The 22706-nt window shown below is 58.8% G+C and carries 35 protein-coding genes; 30 read left to right on the top strand and 5 right to left on the bottom strand.

All coding sequences use genetic code 11. The features are described from left to right. Window positions 1-163: 163 nt before the first annotated feature. The 5 genes from ACX80K_RS17295 to ACX80K_RS17275 form a co-directional block, all read right to left on the bottom strand. A complete protein-coding gene (locus ACX80K_RS17295) occupies window positions 164-343 on the bottom strand; it encodes a hypothetical protein (protein ID WP_459273146.1) in 180 nt (59 codons plus the stop codon). Continuing rightward, window positions 340-501 (bottom strand): hypothetical protein, encoded by a 162-nt coding sequence (locus ACX80K_RS17290; protein ID WP_459273145.1) that lies wholly within the window; start codon window positions 499-501, stop codon window positions 340-342. Before ACX80K_RS17290 ends, ACX80K_RS17295 begins: the two co-directional genes overlap by 4 nt. Before the next feature lie 14 nt (window positions 502-515). Then, complete coding sequence (locus ACX80K_RS17285; protein ID WP_459273144.1) at window positions 516-1211, bottom strand: TraB/GumN family protein; 696 nt, start codon at window positions 1209-1211, stop codon at window positions 516-518. A gap of 1201 nt (window positions 1212-2412) precedes the next feature. Beyond that, the gene (locus ACX80K_RS17280; RefSeq protein ID WP_459273143.1) at window positions 2413-2619 is read right to left on the bottom strand and encodes a hypothetical protein; all 207 of its coding nucleotides are present in this window, start codon (window positions 2617-2619) and stop codon (window positions 2413-2415) included. A gap of 50 nt (window positions 2620-2669) precedes the next feature. Continuing rightward, a complete protein-coding gene (locus ACX80K_RS17275; protein ID WP_459273141.1) occupies window positions 2670-3182 on the bottom strand; it encodes a helix-turn-helix domain-containing protein in 513 nt (170 codons plus the stop codon). A 223-nt stretch (window positions 3183-3405) separates the two neighbouring features. On the opposite strand from ACX80K_RS17275, the gene ACX80K_RS17270 reads away from it, so the two are divergent. The 30 genes from ACX80K_RS17270 (at window position 3406) to ACX80K_RS17125 (ending at window position 22638) form a co-directional block, all read left to right on the top strand. Next, on the top strand, window positions 3406-3708 hold the full coding sequence (locus ACX80K_RS17270; RefSeq protein WP_459273140.1) for a helix-turn-helix domain-containing protein: 303 nt from the start codon (window positions 3406-3408) through the stop codon (window positions 3706-3708). 2 nt (window positions 3709-3710) lie between these two features. Next, window positions 3711-3881 (top strand): hypothetical protein, encoded by a 171-nt coding sequence (locus ACX80K_RS17265; RefSeq protein ID WP_459273139.1) that lies wholly within the window; start codon window positions 3711-3713, stop codon window positions 3879-3881. 255 nt (window positions 3882-4136) lie between these two features. Further along, on the top strand, window positions 4137-4295 hold the full coding sequence (locus tag ACX80K_RS17260; RefSeq protein ID WP_459273138.1) for a hypothetical protein: 159 nt from the start codon (window positions 4137-4139) through the stop codon (window positions 4293-4295). After that, on the top strand, window positions 4292-4489 hold the full coding sequence (locus ACX80K_RS17255) for a hypothetical protein (RefSeq protein ID WP_459273137.1): 198 nt from the start codon (window positions 4292-4294) through the stop codon (window positions 4487-4489). Before ACX80K_RS17260 ends, ACX80K_RS17255 begins: the two co-directional genes overlap by 4 nt. Beyond that, window positions 4482-4685 carry a helix-turn-helix domain-containing protein gene (locus ACX80K_RS17250; protein WP_459273136.1) on the top strand — a complete coding sequence of 68 codons (204 nt, stop codon included), beginning with the start codon at window positions 4482-4484 and terminating at the stop codon, window positions 4683-4685. The genes ACX80K_RS17255 and ACX80K_RS17250 overlap by 8 nt, the downstream gene beginning before the upstream one ends. Before the next feature lie 68 nt (window positions 4686-4753). Then, window positions 4754-5227 (top strand): HNH endonuclease signature motif containing protein, encoded by a 474-nt coding sequence (locus ACX80K_RS17245; RefSeq protein WP_459273135.1) that lies wholly within the window; start codon window positions 4754-4756, stop codon window positions 5225-5227. Window positions 5228-5303: 76 nt separating this feature from the next. Beyond that, window positions 5304-5714, top strand: a complete 411-nt coding sequence (locus tag ACX80K_RS17240; RefSeq protein ID WP_459273134.1) for a hypothetical protein — start codon at window positions 5304-5306, stop codon at window positions 5712-5714. Further along, on the top strand, window positions 5711-6166 hold the full coding sequence (locus ACX80K_RS17235) for a hypothetical protein (protein ID WP_459273133.1): 456 nt from the start codon (window positions 5711-5713) through the stop codon (window positions 6164-6166). Before ACX80K_RS17240 ends, ACX80K_RS17235 begins: the two co-directional genes overlap by 4 nt. Beyond that, a complete protein-coding gene (locus ACX80K_RS17230) occupies window positions 6163-7029 on the top strand; it encodes a lambda exonuclease family protein (RefSeq protein WP_459273132.1) in 867 nt (288 codons plus the stop codon). The genes ACX80K_RS17235 and ACX80K_RS17230 overlap by 4 nt, the downstream gene beginning before the upstream one ends. Then, window positions 7029-7631: a hypothetical protein gene (locus ACX80K_RS17225; protein WP_459273131.1), complete on the top strand. Its 603-nt coding sequence runs from the start codon at window positions 7029-7031 to the stop codon at window positions 7629-7631. The genes ACX80K_RS17230 and ACX80K_RS17225 overlap by 1 nt, the downstream gene beginning before the upstream one ends. Before the next feature lie 187 nt (window positions 7632-7818). Then, on the top strand, window positions 7819-8304 hold the full coding sequence (locus tag ACX80K_RS17220; protein WP_459273129.1) for a single-stranded DNA-binding protein: 486 nt from the start codon (window positions 7819-7821) through the stop codon (window positions 8302-8304). 255 nt (window positions 8305-8559) lie between these two features. After that, window positions 8560-8889, top strand: coding sequence for a MazG nucleotide pyrophosphohydrolase domain-containing protein (locus tag ACX80K_RS17215; RefSeq protein WP_459273128.1), 330 nt, complete (start codon window positions 8560-8562; stop codon window positions 8887-8889). After that, entirely contained in the window at window positions 8886-9140 is a 255-nt protein-coding gene (locus ACX80K_RS17210; RefSeq protein WP_459273127.1) for a glutaredoxin family protein, read from the top strand. The genes ACX80K_RS17215 and ACX80K_RS17210 overlap by 4 nt, the downstream gene beginning before the upstream one ends. A 2-nt stretch (window positions 9141-9142) precedes the next feature. Next, entirely contained in the window at window positions 9143-9556 is a 414-nt protein-coding gene (locus ACX80K_RS17205; RefSeq protein ID WP_459273126.1) for a hypothetical protein, read from the top strand. 153 nt (window positions 9557-9709) lie between these two features. Next, window positions 9710-9934, top strand: a complete 225-nt coding sequence (locus ACX80K_RS17200) for a hypothetical protein (protein ID WP_459273125.1) — start codon at window positions 9710-9712, stop codon at window positions 9932-9934. Further along, on the top strand, window positions 9931-10782 hold the full coding sequence (locus ACX80K_RS17195) for a hypothetical protein (RefSeq protein ID WP_459273124.1): 852 nt from the start codon (window positions 9931-9933) through the stop codon (window positions 10780-10782). The genes ACX80K_RS17200 and ACX80K_RS17195 overlap by 4 nt, the downstream gene beginning before the upstream one ends. Next, window positions 10783-11157 carry a hypothetical protein gene (locus ACX80K_RS17190; protein ID WP_459273123.1) on the top strand — a complete coding sequence of 125 codons (375 nt, stop codon included), beginning with the start codon at window positions 10783-10785 and terminating at the stop codon, window positions 11155-11157. Further along, window positions 11154-12194, top strand: coding sequence for a DNA cytosine methyltransferase (locus ACX80K_RS17185; RefSeq protein WP_459273122.1), 1041 nt, complete (start codon window positions 11154-11156; stop codon window positions 12192-12194). Before ACX80K_RS17190 ends, ACX80K_RS17185 begins: the two co-directional genes overlap by 4 nt. A 553-nt stretch (window positions 12195-12747) precedes the next feature. Continuing rightward, window positions 12748-13107 carry a hypothetical protein gene (locus ACX80K_RS17180; protein ID WP_459273121.1) on the top strand — a complete coding sequence of 120 codons (360 nt, stop codon included), beginning with the start codon at window positions 12748-12750 and terminating at the stop codon, window positions 13105-13107. A 69-nt stretch (window positions 13108-13176) separates the two neighbouring features. Next, the gene (locus tag ACX80K_RS17175; protein ID WP_459273120.1) at window positions 13177-13368 is read left to right on the top strand and encodes a hypothetical protein; all 192 of its coding nucleotides are present in this window, start codon (window positions 13177-13179) and stop codon (window positions 13366-13368) included. Window positions 13369-14141: 773 nt separating this feature from the next. Further along, the gene (locus ACX80K_RS17170; protein WP_459273119.1) at window positions 14142-14780 is read left to right on the top strand and encodes a hypothetical protein; all 639 of its coding nucleotides are present in this window, start codon (window positions 14142-14144) and stop codon (window positions 14778-14780) included. A gap of 495 nt (window positions 14781-15275) precedes the next feature. Then, entirely contained in the window at window positions 15276-16469 is a 1194-nt protein-coding gene (locus ACX80K_RS17165) for a hypothetical protein (protein ID WP_459273118.1), read from the top strand. Between the two features lie 8 nt (window positions 16470-16477). Next, window positions 16478-16672, top strand: coding sequence for a hypothetical protein (locus ACX80K_RS17160; RefSeq protein WP_459273117.1), 195 nt, complete (start codon window positions 16478-16480; stop codon window positions 16670-16672). Window positions 16673-17106: 434 nt separating this feature from the next. Next, on the top strand, window positions 17107-17463 hold the full coding sequence (locus ACX80K_RS17155; RefSeq protein WP_459273116.1) for a hypothetical protein: 357 nt from the start codon (window positions 17107-17109) through the stop codon (window positions 17461-17463). Between the two features lie 67 nt (window positions 17464-17530). After that, window positions 17531-18283: an HNH endonuclease gene (locus tag ACX80K_RS17150; RefSeq protein WP_459273115.1), complete on the top strand. Its 753-nt coding sequence runs from the start codon at window positions 17531-17533 to the stop codon at window positions 18281-18283. Next, window positions 18237-18536: an HNH endonuclease gene (locus ACX80K_RS17145; protein WP_459273114.1), complete on the top strand. Its 300-nt coding sequence runs from the start codon at window positions 18237-18239 to the stop codon at window positions 18534-18536. The genes ACX80K_RS17150 and ACX80K_RS17145 overlap by 47 nt, the downstream gene beginning before the upstream one ends. A gap of 102 nt (window positions 18537-18638) precedes the next feature. Then, a complete protein-coding gene (locus ACX80K_RS17140) occupies window positions 18639-19034 on the top strand; it encodes a hypothetical protein (protein ID WP_459273113.1) in 396 nt (131 codons plus the stop codon). A 262-nt stretch (window positions 19035-19296) separates the two neighbouring features. Beyond that, entirely contained in the window at window positions 19297-20547 is a 1251-nt protein-coding gene (locus ACX80K_RS17135) for a hypothetical protein (protein WP_459273112.1), read from the top strand. After that, entirely contained in the window at window positions 20544-21992 is a 1449-nt protein-coding gene (locus ACX80K_RS17130; protein ID WP_459273111.1) for a phage portal protein, read from the top strand. The genes ACX80K_RS17135 and ACX80K_RS17130 overlap by 4 nt, the downstream gene beginning before the upstream one ends. After that, on the top strand, window positions 21922-22638 hold the full coding sequence (locus ACX80K_RS17125) for a VG15 protein (RefSeq protein ID WP_459273110.1): 717 nt from the start codon (window positions 21922-21924) through the stop codon (window positions 22636-22638). The genes ACX80K_RS17130 and ACX80K_RS17125 overlap by 71 nt, the downstream gene beginning before the upstream one ends. Window positions 22639-22706 lie beyond the last annotated feature (68 nt).

Raw genomic sequence — 22706 nt, 5'->3', positions numbered from 1 at the left:
GCGGAGACGGGGAGATTTGAACCTATCCCCCTTCCCAATAACCGCAAGGAACTTTCACAAACGTACGATCCTAAGCGCATTTAGTGTGATCTAACGTGCAGAAAACCTTCCCATTGGGAAGGTCGGACACCCCTGGCTTCCCCGTGGGAAGGGGAACCAAAGTTCACACTAACGGGTTGCGCTCAAGTGTAAGAATTAAGGCCCCGAAGTCATCGAGCATCATCTCTAGTTGCAGCGATTCGTCCACGATCACGTTCAACAGGTCATCGCGTTGGATCTTGATGATCCCGCCCGCCTTGCGCACGAGGTGAATCAGCGAGGCCTCTATCTCCAGTTCGCTCATGCGTCGCCGATTTTCAATGAGGTGAGGTAGGTGGTGAGTTCGCGAGCCGCCCTGTTCATTTCTGATTGGCTCTCGGCAAGGTTCGCGGCTTGCTGGTCACATCGTTCGACGAGCTCCACGTATCGATACTTAAGCTCAGCGGCGCGTGTGTCTGTCACGAACACATCCTCGCTCATGCCGCCCCACGCCCGATCGGTTTGAGCATCTTGGTTGCCTTATGTGTCGACTCTGGGGCCCCGGTGATGGCGACATCCCATACCTCCGACGTTAGCGTCCAACCGTTAGCCCGCAGCTTGTTGCCGATGCCGGAGAGGTGCCCAGCGCCCCACACCGCGCACACATCTGCGCCTGCTTCCTCGATATGCTTCACTGCTACATCGTTTCGTTGGTCGAGTAGGACCTTGTTCGGGACGGTGGGCATCAAGCCGAGGATGAGAACGAGGGCCCGCCGTGCGGTACGCCAGGAAACGCCAGCCTCCTTAGCGTCAGTCAGCGCATCCCACCCCTTAGTGGCGCTGCGTTCCATCCGCTCTAGTTTTTTCGCACCAAGGGCTTCGGAGAGTTCGTCCCAGGTTAGGTCTGTCCGCTTCCAATGCTTTTCGTAGTTGAGGCCCCGGGGCTGATCAAGCAGCTTGAGGAAGTCGGCGAGTTCCCCATAGGCGCCTAGCGATGATTCGCCCTTCGGCTTTCCAATTCCCTCGAAGTGAACCTCGCACCCCAACCCGTCGATGCAGTAATTGAGTGCGTCCCAGAATTGGGCATCAGCTATGTGTGTGACGCCAATGAGAGTGACCTTACGGCTGTCTCGCTGGTAGGTGCGTTTGGCGGTCTCGATGTTCCCGGCTCGCAGCCGTATTGCCCTGCCCATCTAATCGTTCTTCGTCGTGGTAGTCATGCCCCAATTCTACCCGCGTGTGTGCAGTATGTCTACGGTTTTGATGTAGGGCCCCGCGGACGGTGCGGGCCCTTTAGCCAAAACGCCTAAACCAACCTAAAGTTCCTAAGCTGCCCGCATGAGTTCCCAGGAGGTGAGTAGCTGGTACTCGGGGCCCGTCATCCCATGCAACCTGTCCCGCAACGTCTGCGGCGTCACCCAGAGTTCCGCAGCCAACTCATACAAGTCATCAGACCAGGGCATCACACGCGCCAAATCCTCCATACTGATCAGCCGCCTCGCCGCCCACTGACAGACAGCCATCTCAACGTTGAGAGGCTGCCGGCCAATATGCCCCAACATCACATGACGCCACTCGTGAGTCAACGTGCACCTGCGCTCCACCTGGGTCAGCCTGTCATCCAACCAAATACGAGACACCCCATCAGTCAACCCCACAACACTGTCATCCAACCGCTGCACGTACACCCGAACCTCCGGGTACCTGCCAACCTCAGACCAAGGATCAAACATAGAGACCAGCCCCCTCGTGTAACCGTTCCCCAACGGACCCTCAAGGTAGCTCTTGTCTGTGACAGTTGGGGCCAAAGTGCGGCGTGTCTACATCTGTGCGGCGTGTCCTAAGACTAGAAGACTGAGCAACCACACCCATACTCGCCAGTAACCACCAAAAAGAGGACCATTGACCGGTTAAGGGTGTCCAGGTTCCCCGCGAGAAGGGGCCAAAAACTTCACACCTGGACGACTTCGCGCGACGTGCCCGTTTTGCCCTCGCGGGCCTCAACGCGAGGCATCAGGGCTTCCTTCCCTTGTGTATGAGTTGTCGTTGATGGCAGAGGAAAACGGAGGCGTGGCACCGGGTGCAGTTTATGAAAGTCGACCCGGTCATGGTCCAACTGAGACGCCAAAATTGATGCTTCTCACACTTCACGTCGCCCCACCCTCCACCTTGTGTGCCCGACCGCGGCAGTGGTCCGACTGATAGCACTCAGCCCACGGACGTTCGTACCCCTGGATATACGAGACCAGCCGGTGTCGACCCATCCTGCACTTCAATTCCCGCAACCACTTCATGCCGCCCCACCCTCCAAGATCAGGCAAGCGACGATCAGCACGACCGTAAAACCGAGGGGCATGATCGACAGAGTAGCTATAGCCCAACGGTCTATGCCGTTCATGCCGCCCCACCCTCCAACGCTTCGAGAACTGCCTTTGCTGCCTTCGTGAACCGGATTTCCTCTGCGGCCTCTGTCCCTTCACTGAAGCCTCCGTTGTCTCGGTAGGCTGCCGCTTCGTCGTCGGGCCACTCGTACACTCGGATGCCACGGTCGAACATCGACTCCTTAAGGGCTGCTTTGACTACTTCGATCATGTCTGTCATACCCCTAATTCTACCCGCGTGTGCGCAGTGTGTCTACGGTTTGTGTGCAGTTAAGCTGACTCCGAAGCGCCCTCAGACTCCGCACGACGACGAGCAAGAGTCGACGGCTCAGGAGCATGCGCCGCCAAACCATAATCCGGCTGGGATAGGGCCTCCTCACGAGCCAACGCCAGCTCACGGTTCAACTGAGTGATCCGATCCTCCTGCCGGTGATACCGACGCAACAGCTCAGACACCAGGGCCTCCGTCGTAGCCTGCGGCCACGTCTCACCCCCACCATCACCCCGCATATAAGCGTCAGTGAACGTGTTCAACGGCAACCCGTGATCACCAAGAGCCGCAGCAAGAGCCTCCTGCAACGACCGCTCCTGCCAACCCAGTAACTGCTCGAGCTGCCCCCGCGTCGTCGCATTCGGCCACGCATCACCCGCAGCCCAATTACTCACCGAGCGCCTTGACGTGCCCAAACGCTCGGCAGCCATCTCCTGCGTGATCCCTCTGTCTTGCAGGCCCTGACTGATCAGCCGGCCCAAATGCTTGATCGCTTCCCGTTTCGTTGTCATGCCCTCAGTCTCCCGAAAAAGTTTGGTAACAACTAGTTCGCAACCGCTTCACTGGCACGCGAATAAGTTGTAACAACCCTCGGTATCCGTGACAACCTACCCAGTTGTTACGCAGGTGAGTACGCGGATTTTGGGAAGTTACTTGCTACGAGGGTAGACAACCGCACAGTTGTTACGCTACCGTTTCAGTCATAGCGAACAACCACCAAGCAGGAGAATGAAGATGCTCACCAAGAACCGAGGCGGCAGACCCCCTCACCCGAACCGTGTATGGAACCAGGCACTCACCGAAGGCCGCACCGTTGCGGACAAACGGGAGATCTACAACATGCGCCACGGGAAGCCCGGCGTGATGAGCCAGGAAGAGTTGTCCATCCGTGCAGGGGTTAGCCGTTCGACAGTCGGCTCCGCGGAAAGTGGACACCGACCAATGACCCCGGAAACGCTGCGACGCATTGCCACCGCCCTTGAGTGCGACCCCCGCGAGATTCGCTTCTCCTACCAGCCCGCACTTGAGCTGGTGTGACCATGGACGCCGAACTCATTGAGCGCTTCCGAAAGTACGCGCAGAACTCAAGCGATCCCGTACTGATGTTCCAGCTCGCCCGCCATCTCGTGCAGTTGCAGCGCCGGCTCGACTCCTACGACCAGGCCGCGGCAAAGATCATCGAGCAGTTTGATTCGAGGGACGCAGCATGAGCCCTGCAACTCACTGCACATGCATAAGGATGGCCGTCAATCTCGCCCTTCTCGTTAGGGATCCGGAATGCCCAGCAACCCAGATCCACGACCTGAAAGCCCGACTCCTCGACCGGCACCACCAGTGAAACTCATCGAGCAAATGGAAGCCGCATGGGCTGCCGGCAAGAAACTTCGCCTCGAACTCGTAGACCAAAGATGCGACGAGTACGACCGGCTTCACAAACTCCGCCACATCAACAAGGAAGACCTGCCATGACAACCAGGGACACCGAAATCCGCTTGAACGCACGACGCCACAACATCAGCATCTCGGAGGCAGCAGCCGACTGGGACGCCAAAGAAGCCTTCTTCCAGCAAATCCAGAACTACACCGGGATGTTCAGCCGGGTACAGGAAGCCAACGCAGCATGAGCCTCGACGACATCAAAGCCCGAGTGGCGGACTGCAAGACCTACAACTTCGGGATGCGCAACGCCGACAAGCTCGCACACGAAGACGCGCCGAAGCTGGTAGCCGCACTCGAAGCCATCCTCACTGAGACCAGACAGCAGCCGGTAGCCCACGAGCGCATCTACCAGATCATCACGGAAACCCTCGATGACTGAACCGTTGTTCACCGTCGCGGACCTCGCCAGACATTTGAGTTGCAGCCCCGCCACAGTCCGCCGACACGTACGACAAGGCGACTGGCCCCACTGGTCAGGCGGCGAACGATTCATCCGCTTCAGACCAGACGACGTAAAACGCATCGAAGACCTCGGACACAAAGAACCACGACCACGCCGACGCAAAAGGGCATGAAAAAGGGCCCCAGTTACCCGGGGCCCTATCGCTCCAGCAAACAACCACGATCGAGGAGCAACACCATCATGACATACCGACCACTAGAAGAACGATTTTGGGAAAAGGTCGAAAAGACCGACACCTGCTGGAACTGGACCGGATACGTCCAGAAGAACGGCTACGGCAAGTTCCGCCGAGGAGACGAGCCAATGGTCACCGCGCACCGCATGTCCTACGAGCTGGCCAATGGGCCAATCCCCAAGGGGCTGATGGTTGACCACCTCTGCCACAACCGGGCATGTGTGAACGACTCCCACCTTCGCCTCCTGACAGCGAAGCAGAACAACGAGAACCGTCTGGGCGCCAACCGAAACAGCAGCACTGGAGTTCGCGGAGTCCTCACGGAGAAGGGGACCGGCAAGTACCGGGCCGTTGCCGGAGGCAGAGGCCCCGACTATTACGTGGGTTCTTTCGACTCAATCGAGGAAGCCGCCGCAGCAGCAATAGCGCGACGCAACAAACTCTTCACCCACAACGACATCGACAGGCGGGCCGCATGATCCCGGACAGCTTCATTCTCCTAGCCCTCGTCATAACGATCATGGCAACCCCGTTCTCCTGGAAGAAGGCCCGCTCGTGAACCTGGAACTCGCAACCCACGCCCCCGACAAGCAGAAGGCCATCCAGCTCGTCAGCGACTTCATCCGCGCCGGCTACCACGACTGGCCCGAAACCGACGGCTACCACTACCTCGCCGTACAACTCTCCGGCCAGTTGCACGCCACCGTCCAGGAATACGTCCTCGAAGAAGCCATCGACCACTACAAGGGCTACGTCAACGCAGACGACACCACCCCCAGTGAGATCGCCGACTTCTACGAGCAGCCATGGCAGCCCGGACTCGCACAGGTCTACCACGCAGACATCACCCGCAACCTCACCGAAGCGTTCAACGCACTACTCCCCAATCGCTACGGCATCATCACCGACGCCGATACGTCAGCACTCTTCAACGGAACCCACCACACACTCAGGAGCGCCGCATGAGCCAGAACATCAGCGAAACTGTCGAAGAAGTAGTCAAAGGGTGGTCGCAGCTTGGGCCGTCGGGGCTTGCCGAAGTGCTCCTCGATTGGTTTGTGATCATTCCCCGAAGAGATCTGCCAAGAGCGTCAGAGGGGCCGCATGAAGGCTATGCGAAGACCGAAACGGTTGAAGGCACCTTCGAGTCGGCCTTCTACCGAGATAGCCCTCACGCTCCGGCAAGCGACCCCGATTGGCACCTGAACCGGGCTCGGCATCACATCTCCATGGCCGAGTACCTTCAGTCCAAAAATGCTGAGATCTCCGAGGCGAAGCGCAAAGCCCGCCGGGACGAGATCGCCGCCGAACTCACAGACGAGCAATGGGATGACGTGAAACTGAAGTATCCCGTACTCGGCCCGTTTGCTCAACGAGCCATTGACCGGATCATCGAACTGGAAGAGGCCGCCAAGTGAGCGCCAAGGCAGAGGCGGCGTTCCACCCTTACCCGGTTGGTGTGCGCGTGTTCGAAACCCTCGAACAAGGCTCCGACGAATGGCTCTCCCACCGCTGCGGCATCGTCACCGCCAGTGTCGTCGGACAGCTCATCACCAAAGGCGCACCCGACCCGCTCACCATTGGCTGCCCGAACTGCTACGTGGGGAAGGGTGATCCTTGCGTCAGCACAGCACGCAAAGAACCAACGCCCATCAAGACCATCCATAAAGAGCGGACCGAGCGGGCAAGTGCACTGCCTCCCGTGTTCACTGTCGCGGATAACGACACCAGCCGGGCGCTCATCCTCAACCTCGCCGCCGAACGCATCACCGGATATGTCGAAGAGTCGCCCACCTCGAAGTCGATGGAGCGCGGCCAGCTTGACGAGCCATACGCCCGATTCGCCTACGCCGACCACGTAGGCACACCCGTCAAAGAAGTCGGCTTCATGCTCCGCCAATACGACGGCTACACCCTCGGGTACAGCCCCGACGGTCTAGTGAATGACGACGGGCTTATCGAGATCAAGTCCAGGAACCAGCGCATCCACCTCCGGACCATCCTCGAAGGCCGGGTGCCAGCCGCGAACATGGCGCAAGTTCAGACGGGGCTCCTCGTCTCGGGCCGCGACTGGTGCGATTACGTCTCCTACTGCGGCGGCATGCCGCTCCTGCCGATCAGAGTCCATCCCGAACCGGCATGGTTCGACGCCATCCTCCGGGCTACCGAATGGGCAGAGAGCGCCATCAGCAACATCATCGCAACCTACGACGAACGGCGACAGGGCCTACCCCTCACCGACCGCATCAACCACTTCCCAGAACTGGAGTTCACCTTCTAATGGACATCTCAAAAGCCCTAGTAGCCAAGAGCGACCAAATTAATGCCAGCGACCTGACAGGCGCGCCCATCGTCGCAACCATCGAAGCAGTACGACCAGGAGACGCAGCCAAGCCCGTCATCGTCGACCTCGCCGGCATGAAGGGGCGCCCATGGAAGCCGTCCAAGGGCATGCTCCGGGTCATCGCATCGGCGTGGGGTGTCGAAGCCGACGCATGGGTTGGCCGGTCCGTGAAACTCGTCAACAACCCCGAAGTGATCTACGCAGGCGAACCAGTCGGCGGGGTCGAAGTCGTCGCCATGTCACACGTCGAAAAGCCCTTCACTGTCCCCGTGCGTATCAGTCAGAAGAAGGTCAAGCAGCACAAGGTGGATGTCCTCGCCGAACCCGCAACCGAGCCGTGGATCGCGCAGTGGCAGGCCATCAAGAACGCGCTTACCGCTGCGGGGTATGAGGGCGACGGGCCCGCGATGCTCGCCACGGCAGGCCAGGTCATCGGCGCCACCTGGGACCACCCGAACAAGGTCACCGCAGAGGACGCGCAGAAGATCCTCGCCGCAGTACGCGAAGACAGCGCCGCAACCCCTGAGGCAGTCGCATGAGCTGCGTGAAAGACCCGTTCCCGTCCATCGTCGCCGCACGCAAAGTAGCCCGCCGACAAATGGACCGCATGAAACGCACCACCGGCAAACGCGTCAACCACATCGACACGTACAGGTGCGCGGCATGCAAACAAGTCCACCTCACCTCGCACAGCAACGAACCCATACGAAAGACGGTCTAACCACCATGGCTATCCCCACCATCAACGACATCGCCGGCATCACCGCTGACCCCGAACTCAAGTACACGAACTCCGGCACCGCGATCCTCAACATCCGCCTCGCGTTCAACGACTCCAAGTACAACGAGCAGACATCGAAGTGGGAGACCGCGAAAACGTTCTACGTCGACGCGCAGGTCTGGGAGCAGGCAGCCGAACGGCTCGCCGAAACACTGGGCAAGGGCGACCAGGTGTACGTGCAGGGACGCATCGAAACCCAGTCGTGGGAGAAGGACGGCGAGAAGAAGTCGAAGCCCGTCCTTAACGCTAGGACGGTCCGGAAGTTGGAGAAGGGCCAGCCGTCCAACCAGTCCCAGCAGGGCGGCGCACAGTGGCAGTCTCCGCAGGGGCAGCCAAACACGATCCCTCAGGGCGCACCCGCTGGCTGGCAGTCACAGCAGCCAGCCGCACAGGGCTGGGGCAACGGCAACGACCAGTCGGTCCCTTTCTGATGGTCATGGGACGGTCCAAGCCATACCGGGACACACCAAAAAACCAGCCCATCTGCGGGCGATGCGGCGTCCAACGCAACACCCACAGCACCGTCAGCAACTTCTGCGTTGATTGCGTGCTACCCGCACGACGCGACGGGTGGCTCGACTGACTGACACGCCGGCTGAGGGTGACGTGGACGGCGACTACTGCGCCCGCGTCACCCTCGCCTACCTAGCCTATCTAGACAACAAACAAACCAGGAGCAACACCTGATGGAACTGAACACCTACGGGAATGAGGCCGCACGAACTGCCGTGTTCCCCATCGACACCGGATTCGATTACCTGCTCTCGTCACTCCCCGAAGAAGTAGGCGAGTTCTCAGCCATCTTCGCCAAAGCAGCCCGCAACGGTAGGGCCCGCAACCTCAGCCCAGAAGAACGCGACAAGGCCAAAGCGGAACTCGGCGACATCCTCTGGAACGTCGCACTCATCGCCCGCCAACTCGACACCAACCTCGAAACCATCGCCCAACACAACCTCAACAAACTCGCAGACCGCGCCGCACGCAACCGCATCGAAGGCAACGGAGACAACCGATGAACCAGCCCGCAGTAACCCTCTACTCCAAAGACCCCTGCGTCCAATGCACCGCAGCAAAACGCTTCATGAACCGCAAAGGCATCGACTACACCATCGTCGACGTCACCAAAGACGCAGACGCACTCAAATACATCACCGGGCTCGGCTACAAAGCAGTCCCCGTCACCGTCGTAGACACCGAAACGCAACCCGTCCACTGGTTCGGCGCCAACCCAACCCTCCTCGACATGCACTTCCCCAAAGTCGCATAACCATGGCGGGCTACGTGCACAAACAGCCGAAGCAATACACGCCGGCCCAGATCGAACGCATCCGGCGACTCCAAGCAGAAGTCGACGCCCAGGCCGAAGCAGTAGAACGCATGCACGCCGAAAACCTGCGGCTCCTCGAGGACGAAACGAAACAGCTCCTCGACCTCAAACTCCGGCGCCTCATGTCCCAGAAGCGGATGGCACAGCACCGCCTCGACAAAGCGATCAGGCGAGAGGTTGAGGAAACCGGCGGGGAGGAAGCCCGGCGGGAACTTGAGCGCATCCAGGCCCAGCGCCCCCAGCCAGCAGGAATCGGGGCCGTACGCATGGCAATCATCCTCAGGGCCGAAGACTCCTGGAAGGCCGAGAAAGCATCCCGGTCGATGCGCAGCGAATCATACGACATGGCGGCATGACCACAAGCCAAAGTAACCGAATCGTTACCTTATACTTCATTAAAACCGGAAGGATACTGCACATCACGCGGTAAACTTTAGTTACGCACAACAAAGAAGAGGGCCTAGCTGTTGGTAGCAGCTAGGCCCTCATATAGAACGGAACATATCCCTATGTCGGTCTCTAAGAACGAGATTAACCCACTCCAGCACATCGCGCAACTCGAACAAGAAATTGCTTCCGCAGAACTCCTGCGCCGGCAGATCCGCGAACAGTACGTCGTCGAACGCCGCAAGCAAAAAGCGAGCCTCCGCGACATCGGCAAGGAAATCGGGCTCTCACACGTAGGCGTCCACCACATCCTCGCCCTTCACGAAGCCAAAGCAGGCCGCCCATGAGTAGCGCACGCCTCTTCTTTAAGCTGCACAACGGATTCCCCGAACACCACAAAACCATCGAACTCAGCGACAAAGCCTTCCGCCAGCTCATCGAAGCCTGGTGCTACTGCTCCCGGAACCTCAACGACGGCAAGCTCACAAACGCGCAGTTTTCAAGGCTTTTCTCAGCAAAAACCCGCAAAGAACTCATCACAGCAGGCTTCGTGGTGGCAGCCGGTACGGGCTACGAAATGCACGACTACCTAGAGCACCAAGAATCAGCCGAAGACGTAGAGATCCGCAGAAACAAGCGGATCGCGGCTGGCAAGCTAGGTGGCAAAGCCAAAGCAGAGAACCTAGCAAGTGCTAGCCACGATGCTAAGCAAACGCCTAGCAAACCTCTAGCAGATATAGATGTAGATAGAGATATAGATAAGACAAACCCAAAGACCTCTTCGTCGGACGCTGACGCGTCCGACCAGGAAGCCCCCGGGTTCTCCCCTGAAGTTGAATCTCTCTGCCAGCACCTCGCAGCCCACATCACACGCAACGGCAACAAGCCAGGGACCATCGGCACCCGATGGAAGCAAGCAGCAGACCGTCTCATCCGCATCGACGGATACACCCCAGACCAGATCCGCCAAGTCATCGACTGGTCACAGGCCGACGAGTTCTGGCAGGGAAACATCCTTTCCATGTCAAAGCTCCGAGAGAAGTTCGACACCCTCAAGACCCGGATGATCAACGAGCGTCAGCGCGGGCAGAACGTCGTTCACCTCGACCACTCAGCACGCGGCCTCGCGAAAGGCGCGGCACTACTCGCCAAACTCGACGCCCAAAACCCCACACAGTTCCAGTTGGAGGCCTAAATGGACAACCGCGAAGTCGTCGCAATGCTCACATGGATCAACCAAGTCGACCCCCGCGTCATGCTCAACGAAGCCTCCGTCGAAACATGGGCATACAGCATGCGAACCATCACCCCCGGAGACGCCAAACTCGCCGTCCTCGAGCACTACCGTGCCAACGAACACCTCACCGCAACACCCGGCACCATCTACAAACGAGCACTCACCTACCGCGTATCCAAAGACGCCACCACCAGGGCGCTTGAAGCAAAGCTACACATCGTCAAGAACCCTGAAACGTACAGAGCCCGCAACCCCGAAGAGTGGGACCGGCTCAAGAAGCAAGGCGCAGAAGACCGTAAAGCCGACCTACGAGCACGAGGGCTGATTGCATGAAACTCAAACTAGGGGAGCTGTTCGCGGGCTATGGCGGGCTCGGACTGGCTGTTGAGGAAGTGTTCGGCGCTGAGACCGCATGGTTCAGTGAGTTCGAAGCAGCGCCATCACGGATCCTCGCGCACCGTTGGCCGGGAGTCCCAAACTACGGCGACGTAACCAAAATCGACTGGGCAAGCGTCGAGCCCGTCGACATCTTCAGCGGCGGATCACCCTGCCAAGACCTCAGCCTCGCCGGCAAACGACGTGGCATGACCAACGGCACTAGGTCAAACCTCTGGGAATCCATGCGAGAAGGCATCGCAACCATCAAACCAAAGTACGTCGTCTGGGAAAACGTGAGAGGGGCCTACAGTGCCGGAGCCTATAGCGAAATGGAACTCGAAGAGGGACGTATGGGAGCGGACGGAGACCCCCATCTTCGGGCCCTCGGACGTGTACTCGGAGACCTTTCCGACCTCGGGTATGACTGCCAATGGCGTGGCCTACGAGCTGCCGACGTGGGAGCCCCGCACGGACGTTTCCGGGTATTCATCCTTGCTACCTACCGTGACTACCTCGGAATCAACCGGGCCAGGCAGCGGGCCCAGGAAGGCCGGCGGGGACAACCTGCGAACCGTCGTCTCCCTGCTCCCAACTCCGAAAGCAAGCGACGGAATGATGGGCACGCCAACCACCTCGGGCCGGCCGGTGGAACGGGCAACCTTCTTGTCAACGCAGGTGATGCTTCAACACGGGCACCTCGAACACCGCAGGACTGGGGTGAGTACGAGCCCGCCATCCAACGTTGGGAATCAGTCTTGGGAAGATGTTCCCCTGCCCCTACCGAGCCGACAGGACGCGATGGCGGACACCGGCTCAGCGCGCGATTCGCGGAATGGATGATGGGCATGCCTAAAGGTTGGATCGTCGACGTGCCCGGCATCAGCCGAGCGGACGCACTGAAAGCAGCAGGTAACGGGGTTGTCCCGCAGCAAGCAGCAGCGGCACTCCGGGACATGCTCGCCGCGGCAACCTCAGAAGAGGTTGCCGCATGACCGCCAAATACGCATACATTGCCGCCCACCAAAGAGTGCAGGCCGCTAGGGGGAAAGCATCAGAGTATGACTGCGTGGCATGCGGCGGCTCGGCTTACGACTGGGCCTATAACCACGCTCAACCCGATCCAAAAGAGATGACGGACGAAGCTGGACTAGTTTACTCGGACGACCCCAGCTTCTACGACCCAAGGTGCCGGTCTTGTCACCGCAAATGGGACTCAGAGCACGCAAAGCCCAACTGCCCGAAAGGTCACCCGTACTCGGGGGACAACCTGGTTTTCAATAACGGGTACAGACGTTGCCGGGAATGCCGCAATGAACACCAGAGGAACCTGCGGAAGACCCCAGAGCACCAGGCAAAAGAACGCTTGCGAGGCCAGAAGAGGAACGCTGAACGCCCGAAATCACCACCGCGACCCGCGGTTACTCACTGCCCTCAGGGCCATGCCTACGAGGGCTACAACCTGATCCTCGACAACGGCAAGAAGAAGTGCCGTGAGTGTGGGCGCGCAAGGTCGAGACGCTACTACCACGAGCACAAGGAGCAGTCATGAGTAGGTCGCGTGCAACAGCGAAGCAGGCCGGTAGCAGTTTTGAGCGCCTGATCGCGGATTGGTTCAAGGGGCAGGGTTTCCCGTTCGCTGACCGGCGTGTGAAGCGCGGGAACCTGGACACGGGGGACATTGGGGGCGTGCATATCGGGCCGCACCAGCTCGCCTTCGAGGTCAAAGACTACGGCGGGAAGCTCGACCTGCCAGCGTGGATGCGTGAGGCAAAGGTTGAAGCACTTAACGCCGGCGCGTTCATTGGCGCCATCATTGCGAAACGTCGCGGGACAACGAAGCCACAGGACCAATGGGTCATCTTGACGCTCGAAGACTTCACTAAACTGATCAAGCTTCTTCCCTAAACCCGTAGGAAAACTGCACATTGCAGGGTAAACTAAGGGTGTTAGCGAACAACCACAAGGGAGCCGGCTATGTCACTTGATGCTAGTAGGTCGCAGGTTTTGTTGCAGATCGCGAAAGTACTTCGGATGCAGCGTGAGGGTGTGTGTTACCCGGTGTTTGATGAGCAGCTACGGGTTGTGCACGAGGTTTTGGGGGAGCATCTGAACCTGATCCGGGTTGAGCAGTTGAACGGCTACCTGTACGGAAAGGATGCAGCATGAGCCCGGAGCAGATTGTGTGGGCGCGTGCTGTTGCTGAGGAATCGTATGACGGGCAACTCATCCGCGACCTCTGCAACGCACTCGAAGCAGCCCAGGAGAAGCCATGAGAAGCCTTCGTGACATTCTCCGCGCCCCAGCCTGGACTGTGCGCACACTCCACGAAGCCCACCAATACGCCCGCAACCGCCAACAGTTCGTAACCGGTTGGCGGGGCGCGTTCGACCGGGGATTCGAAGCAGGATACGCCGCGAAGGAAGCCGAACTGTGAGGCGGGCGATGGTCACCGTAGTCAACCTCAACTACGACGACGGGCCCACCGAATACGTCCTCACAGCCTCCGCACACAAAGCACTCACCGCACTCGGATACCAGTTGAAAACCGGATTACAACCAGAAACGGATGCAGCATGAGCCGGGATCAGGAACGGGCGCTCATCTTCCTCGCCGGCATCGCAACCGGCGCCGCAACACTCATCGCACTCGCACTCACCATCCAAAACCTCGAACAAATCGGATGCTGCTAATGGACGATCACTACCAACTCGAAGAACTGAAACAAATCATCTGGGACAACTCCGACGAGGGCTACCGAAGTCAACTCGCTCAGATCATATGGGATGCCGGATACCGGCGAAAGGAGTAGGCCCGCTTGATCACTGATACTGCCCTCTCGCTCCGACTCAACATCGACGAACCACGGAAGTAGGCCCATGAGGGAATGCCAGTGCTCACGGACCACCGAAAACTACCTCTGCAACGTATGCGAGACGGACATGGGGAAGACGCTCGCTAGAGTCCCCTGGCTGCTAAGCGAACTGCACACCACAGCGGCAAGGCTCGACAAGATCGGATCTTCTGGCAACATCGAATCCAAGAGTGTCAGCACCACCGCACCACAAGCCGTCAACTACTCAGCCAGCCTCTGCGCACAAGAACTCGGCTATCTCGTAGGGACCATCGAAAGCGCGGCATGGGCCGCACTCAATCCGCACGGCCCGCAGCTCCACAAGAGGCTCGAGCGGTCCTACGCAAAGGGCATCCGCATCATCGACGCCAAGCCCGAACGGTTCCACCTCGGCAAATGCCCCACCGAAGACTGCGGCGAACCCATGAACCCCATCAAGGGCGAATACGAACACCACTGCAAGGTGTGCGGCGAAACGACGATCGTCGAAGAGTTCAAGGGATCAAAGGTCAGTGCTGCCTGGAACATACTTTGTCGGCCACCCGAAGCATCAAGGGCACTCGCTGCGATGGGACTCAAGGTGCCGGTAAAGAGCATCAAGAACTGGATCCAGCTTGAGAAGTTCGCCGCGGTAGGGGAGTCCGGTGGGCATCCGACATATCGGCTGAGCGACATTTATGACACTGCGGAGGCTATGGCAGCTCGCAGAAGAGTCAAAATGAGCTGATCGTTACCAGTTCGTTATAGTATTATGCGCAAAAACCGCACTCAGACTGCACTATTAGGCTATAGTGTACTTATGATCGCGCAATAAGTAGATCAGAAAACTTCCACATGCAAGGGCCCCTCCAAGTGAGGGGCCCTTCTCTGTGGGCAAAGATGTGGTGGTCCGGCGCTGGCCTCGTTGTTCGCTGCTCCTGCGGCTGAGCACGTCGTAGCTCCTGTCTCCGTGCGAGTCGGACCACCACTCACCTTTTCACCACCCGATCAGCGATAGGGGAACTGATATGAGCGTGCTTGTTGCGCCTACGAGTTTGGCTACATGTAGCTATCAGAGAGCGATCGAAGGATTGCAGGCAGTCCCTGGCTTCGACGCCGCGGATGCTGCAATCATCCGACGGTGGACTAACGGCGAGGTCAGCGCCAACCAGGTTGCGAAGTCGCTTCGGGATCTTGGGTTCCGCACGTCTGCCACGATGGTCAAGGATCACAGACGTTCTGAGTGCGTCTGTTCGGTGGCTGCCTAGTGGGGCTCCTAGCGGCTGTTGAGCCGGGCGAGCCTGAGCTTACGGGGCGTTGCGATGTCACCTCTGAGGGTGGCGAGTTCTTCGACGTGCAGACGTCTGAGCCGCTGACTGACTGGTCGGGCGTGTTCGAGCGATTCAACCTCGACCCGGCAACGTTCACCATCGTCGATGACACGGTGCGGATGTCTACGTGGCAGCAGTCGAAGCGCACCGAGTCAGGTGATCGTGATGTCGCGAACCTGTATTCGTATCGGGCGAAGTTCACACGGAAGACGGTTGGCGCTCTCGAGCTTTCCGACCTGATCGCCGACGTGCGCGGTTGGTCCGCTAGTGCGCCGGCTTATCCGACGCCCAGCAGTGCCCCGTTGACGTTCTTCGTTGGTTGGGCTGATTGGCAGCTCGGCAAGGGTGAGGGTGATGGGACGAAGGGCACAACAGCCCGCGTTCTCAAGTCATTCGCCGATACCGCGGACCGTATTAGCGGTCTCCGCAATCAGGGCTACAACATTGAGCGCATCCTGATCGCGAACATGGGCGACCACACTGAAGCCGTTGCAGGGCACTACACCTCGCAGACCTACAGTGCCGACCTGAACACCAGGGACCAACTCAACCTCGCGATCGAACTGAACATGCAGGGCATCAAGACCCTTGCGCCGCTCGCACCGAAACTCACCTACGCGGCCTGCCTCTGCAACCACGGACAGTGGAACCGCATCGGCGGCAAGAGCTTCACCGACGACTCGGACAACTCCACCGGGTTTATCGCAGACACACTCCGCACCGTCTGCAACCTCCACCCAGACCTCGATCACATTGCCTGGCTCGTTCCACGCGACGAGATGATCACGACCGGAACTTTCTCCGGGGTGAACGTCGCAATGGCACACGGTCACAAGATCGGCGGCAACGAAGAAACATGGCTCACCAAACAGTCGTCCTGGCTCAAAAGGCAGAACGGTTTCGACACCGAGCTATGGGCCACAGCGCACCGACACACGGCGTCACTGACCGACTATGGGCCGTACCACCGCATCCAGTGCACCACGAACGACCCCGGCTCCAAGTCCTTCACGGACAGCACCGGGAAGTTCAGCACACGCGGCACCACAACGTTCCTCATCGGGGCCCACAACGACCGCAAGTTCAGCCACTACGAAGTTCTCTAGGAGGCGGCGTGAGACTCTACACAGCACTCTGCACAGTCCTTGAGGCTAAGGCCCGACTGATCAACGAAGAAGCTAACACGGTCGAGCTCGGTACGTATGCTCGCGGACTTGAGGATGGGCGTAATACGGCGCTCGAGCAGTTCGGTATCGACGTCGAGTACGAGCCTGTTGGGGACGACGAAGACGAGGACGGTGCGCCGTGAAGGATCTTAGCTTCCGCGATTGGGCTTGGGCTTTGGTGATGCCTATTGGCGTCATTCTGGGCAACGTCATTGTTGTTGCCTTCTTCTGAGTTTCCACAAGGGCTGATTTCGCTGCCGCCTGGATGGATGGGCCCCGGTTGTAGCCGGGGCTGTAGATAGGAAATTCATACCCGAAAGGAATGGTCACTCTATCTCCCGCGCTGGGTTACGCGCACCGGCCATGTCGAGAGACGCGCCACCCCACATTCTTCCCTCCTGGGCTCGACCGGCAACCACACACTCGCTGAGGTTGCGCCTGCACGAGAGCACCACATCGAGGGAAACAAGCCGGAGCACGCCTCGCATACCGGAAGCAAAAACCTGGCACTCTTACCCACCACAACTAAAGACGCGGAACAACGCCAATAGTTGTTTGACACGATCCGGGGTTCGTCATGGCCGATCTGATCGCAACAGCACGCGCTATCAGCTACACGGACTTCCGCCGTCGTGTGATGAAGGCATACACGTCGCACGCTGCCGGCAAGGATCCCGCACTCGATGGTGACCCGCGCATCGAAGACAAGTTGGGCGCCTACCTAGCCCAGTTCGGGGAATTCAAGTTCGCCTGGTTCGTACGCTTCCTCGTTGATGACACACCATACTCGCATGCTGGCAGGCTCGACCTAGCCGACTACTGCATCTACCTACGCGGACTCCACTATGCGGACCACGTGACACCACTGAGCATGCCTGACTACACGCCGTTCAGTGTGCCCACAACGCACGCCATGAACGTCGAAGCAGCATAGCCAAACGATAGAACTCCCGCGCTGCGTCAACAGCCGGGAGCGTGACCGAACTGTTTAGGAGTTCGATATGAATAGCTTAACACCCCCAGCGCGCGCATGCCTAGTAGCAGGATGCGAAAGAAAGTATGCGGCTAAAGGCTACTGCCATTTGCATTGGGCTAGATGGCGCAAACATGGCGACCCGCTTATCACCTTCAAAGGCAAGTACCACAAGGTTCAGACCACTGATGATGGGCTGAGGATATGCAAGGGGTGCAGCAAACCCAAGCAGGTATCAGAGTTCCATAAGGAGAGCCGTTCACCTGATGGGCTAAGGGCTCAGTGCAAGCCATGTCGTAACGCCTTCATGAAGGGCTACTACGAAGAGTCCGGCGATGAGCGCAGGGCTTATATGGCACAACGTCGTGAGGATAGGCCCGATCATCTGCGGTCTCTCGACAACGCCAGGTACGAGCGAGACAAAGACAAGCGCATAGCGTTAGCAACCGAACACTCCCACCTACGCAGGGCACGACTCAAAGACGTCGCATCCGAGCGGGGCATCACAGTGTTAGCACTCAGGAAGATCCACGGCGATAACTGCTGCTACTGCGGTATTGAGATGGACTTCAACCGTGGGCCGCGTGGGACCATCGCCCCAGACAGGGCAACACTCGAACACGTACTGCCCATCAGCCGCGGTGGCACGCACACATGGGACAACGCAGCCCTAGCCTGCCACCACTGCAACACCAGCAAGAACGCTAAGACCCTTGACGAATGGAGCCCTAACAATGGCCTCATCTCGGACAGGCACAGCGACCTGGAAGCGTGTGCGTGAACAAGCTATACGCAAAGCCAAGCGATTAGGCATCACCCATTGCCGGCACTGCAACACGCGACTGGACTACGACGTAAGCCGAACCCCAACAAGCGCCGAAGTCGACCACATCTTGCCTCATTCACATGGAGGCCGCGACCACATCGACAACGTCGAAGTAATCTGCCGCCTCTGTAATACGTCCAAAGGTAACCGCGCTGCGCCTAAGCCGAGGAACACAAGCCAACAGCTTCGCACCTCTCGCGAGTGGTGAAGCAATAGGCCATATGCCCCTCCCCTGCCCGCCCAGTCGCTCCTCCGGCCATTGCTAGAAATCTCCCCCCGAGTTTGGGGCCCCACGCTTAGGAGGCGTTCTGTGGCTATTCAGACACCGTGCGGACTTGGTGAGCGGGGTCAAATGCTGTGGGATGACATGTCCACGGGTGATTCCGCTCGTGACTCTGTGGTGCTTGAAGCGGCGCGGACTGTGGACAGGTTGGATGAGTTGGACAGCATCATTCAGGGCAAGGGGGTCTTGAACCTAATGCAGTTCCGGGTGCTGAGTAGTGAGATGGCGGGTGACGGCGTGAAAGCCGTCAATGTTGAGGTCAAGTTCCAGAGTGTTCTCGCGGAGGCAAGGCAGCAGGCTATGGCACTGGCGGGATTGCTTAAGTCTGTCACTCCGGGCGAGGCTGCGAAACCTCAGTCTGTGGTCCCCTTTCCTTCTAACGTTTCTCCTTTGCAGAGATTGAATCAAAAACTAAACGGCTAGGTGGTGTCATGTGCTTCGTGGTTCTCAGAATGCGCGTTACAACACTGCCCCATCGCCGCGAGGATACAGCACTAAGCACGCGGAGCTTGCCCTTGAGTTCGCAGCCGGGTACGGGCTTCACGCGGATCCTTGGCAGGAGACTGTTGTGCGGTCGTGGCTCCGGAAAGACAAGCAGGGGCTTTGGTGCGCTTCAACCTGGGGCATATCTGCCCCGAGACAGAACGGCAAAAATGGCGGGCTAGAAATAGTCGAGTTGTATGGAATGGTCGCTCTCGGGCTGAAGTTCCTGCACACTTCCCATCTACTGCCGAGCGCACGTAAAGCTTTCAAGCGGTTGCAGCATTTTTTCGGCAACAAGGTTGATGATCCACAGGCGAAGTTTCCTGAGCTGAATGCTTTGGTCAAAGAGATTCGGAAAACGAACGGTCAGGAAATGATCGAACTCCACAATGGGGGCTTGATCGAGTTGGGCGCACGCACTTCGGGCGCTGGGCGTGGTAGCTCATTCGACGTCCTAGTCGTGGATGAGGCCCAGGAGTACGAAGAGGACGAACAGGAAGCGCTGGAGGCTACCGTCTCGGCTTCCCCGTCTGGAGACCCTGTGATCATCTATATGGGCACTCCGCCCGCGAACTTGTCCGAGCGCGGAGAGCCTTTCGTGCGAGTTCGTAATGCTGCGGTCAGCGGCGATGATAAGCGTTCGGCCTGGGTTGAGCATTCAGCCGATGGGGACGTTGATGCAATGGACGAGGCCGAGCTTCGTGCATTTACGGCGAACAGGAAGAATTGGGCCGAGGCTAATCCGGCTCTTGGTGGCCGCATCAAGGAGCGGACGGTTGAGGGCGAACATTTCCGCTTTTCGCCGCGTTCTTTCGCCCGTGAGCGCTTGAATATGTGGCCTAAGCCCAAGCGGAACGGTGCAGCGATTCCTGCGGAAGCTTGGGCTGAACTGAAGTTGGATGTAGTGCCGGAGGAGTGGCCACTGGTTTCGCTTGGGTTGGATATGAACCCTGAGCGGACGAAGGTGACCGTTGGGGTCGCGGTTCTGTCTCCTGGCGGCATTCATGTGGAGGTCGCTGAGGACACGCCATTCACTGAGTCTGGGACTGATGCTTTGGTTGCGTGGGTTTTTCAGCGTGCGGGGCGACGGATCCCGGTGATCATGGATGCTTACTCGCCTATTAGGTCTATTGAGGCAGCGTTGAAGGCTAAGAAATGCAAGGTGTTCATTCTTGGACCTAACGAGTTGTCGCAGGCATGCGGTGGCTTGTATGACGCGGTGGTGAAGGACAAAACAGTGAGTCACTACGGCCAGGATTCGTTAGATGCGTCTCTCGCTGGTGCTGTGAAGCAGAAGTTTGGCGAGGGTGGCGCGTGGAAGTGGAATCGCAAGGGCTTTGAGATCGACCTAACGCAGATTATGTCTGTGACGTGCGCACATTTTGGTGCTGTGAAGTTTGCTAAGAGACCCCGCGCTGATGGCGCCGAGAAACGAAAGGTGGTGATCCTGTGATTGGTTCTGGTGCTGAATTGGTGCTTGATCATTCGGACGCTACCCTTTTGGGCGAGTTGGTGCGTGTTTGGGAGGCTAAGCGTCCCCGAAATATTGTCCGGTCGGTGTATTACGACGGCGAGGCTGTGCTAAAGGATTTTGGCATTTCCCTACCGCCTCAAATGCGGGGTATTGACTCGGCCCTTGGGTGGATTAGTAAGGGTGTCCATGCGGTAACGGATCGGTCGAAGTTTGAGGGCTTCGTTTCTGCTGATGGCAGCGATGACCCGTTCGACTTGTCTGGGATCCTTTGGGATAACCGTTTTAAGGTTGAGTTCCCGGCCGCGTCGGTTTCTTCGGCGGTTCATGGCTGTTCGTTCCTTACTGTCTCGCAGGGTGACGTTCAGGCGGGGGAGCCTGAGGTTCTTGTTCTGGCCCGCGCCGCTGACTCCTCTGCGGCCATCTGGGATCGTCGCCGAAGGGCGCTGCGCGGTTTCCTCTCGGTGGTGGAGGCGGACGGTGCGCAGATCACGCAGATGATCATGCACACGCCCGAGAAGGTGGTGACGCTGACCAGGGGTGTTCGTTCTTGGCGTGCCGACATCCGCCGCAATCCCCTTGGCGTTGTGAGCGTGTCCCCACTGGTACACAAGTTTGAGCTGAATAGGCCGCTCGGTCATTCACGGATTACGCGGGCCGCGATGGGGTATTCGGACTCGGCGCTGCGCACGATCGTACGGGCTGAGGTGTCGTCGGAGTTCTATTCGGCTCCGGAGTATTACCTGTTTGGCGCGGATGTGTCGTCGTTTGTCGGTGACGATAAGTGGAACGCACTTATGGGGCGTATCAAAGCGATGGATATTGAGGACGGCGAGGATAAGCCGGAGCTTCAAAGGTTTACGGGCGCCTCGCCACAGCCACACACGGATCAGCTTCGGATGTGGGCGAACCTCTTCGCAGACGACCAGGATCTTGAGGTCAAGTTCGCGGATTCGTCGAACCCTTCGTCTGCTGACGCGATTTTCGCGGCTAAGGAAACCCTCATCACGACTACTCGCGACGCTAACGCAATGTGGGGCTTCGGCGCGGCTCAAGCGATGCATTTGGCCGTGAGGTTGAGGGACGGCTTGGATTCGGTGCCGGTGGAGATGCGTTCGTTGTCCGCTCAGTTCACTGATCCTGCGATTGTTTCGCCGTCTGCTCGTGCTGATGCGTTCTCGAAGCTGTCTTCTTCCATTGAGGGCTTCGGTAATTCTGAGGTTGGTATGGAGTACGCGGGTTTGACCCGGGAGCAGATTGTTCGGTTTCGGGTTGATCAGAAGCGCGCTCAGGCTGGCGATAGGTTGACGCAGCTTGTGGCTGCGGCGAGGCAGGCGACAGGGCGGGCGGTGACTAATGGCAACAGCGACGCAGGTAGCGGAGTTCCGGGAGCAGTCACAGTCTCTGGTAGCTCTAGCGCAGAGTGATTTAGCCGACTTCTGGGGCTCCTTGGATGTTGAGCGGGATCCCTTTGCGGCCCGCGACAACGTGAGCGAGTTCCTTCCCGAGCTGGTGGCAGCTTATGGGAACGCTGAGGCTCTGATTGCCGCCGATTTCTACGACATGCTGCGGGACGTTCCGCCTTCAGCCGCTTCTTTTAATGCGTTGATGGCTGACCCGCCGAATGTGCCCGAGCAGTTCCGGGCGGTGGCGTCCTGGGCGATCGGCCCACTGCTTTCTCCTGTGCCCGATGCGTTGACGGCGTTGACGCGCCTCGACGGGGCGGTGAACAGGTTGGTGATGGAGCCCAATAGGGCGACAATCATCGGTTCGGTGGCGCGGGATAAGCAGGCGGTTGGGTGGCAGCGCAACGTTAGGGCCGGCAGTTGTCGGTTCTGCCAGATGCTCGCTGCCCGCGGCGGGGTTTATAAGCGTGAGACGGCTCTAGTTGCTGCGCATGACCATTGCCAGTGTTCTGCGGTCCCTTCGTGGGATCAGTGGGCGCCCGAGGTTCCCGCTTACGCGTATGTGGCGTCCCAGACCACTGCGGGGATGTCACCTGAGCAGCGTGAGGTTCACCGGGAAAGAATCCGTGACTATCTCGACGCTAACTTCCCTGTCGTGGATAGCTGACTAAGACTTCCTGCCCTTTGGGGTTAGGCGATATGCCCGCATGGGCGATCAAACGAAAATCCATTCCC

The sequence above is a fragment of the Arthrobacter sorbitolis genome, assembly GCF_054510995.1.
This window is presented reverse-complemented; position numbering and strand designations above follow the sequence as displayed.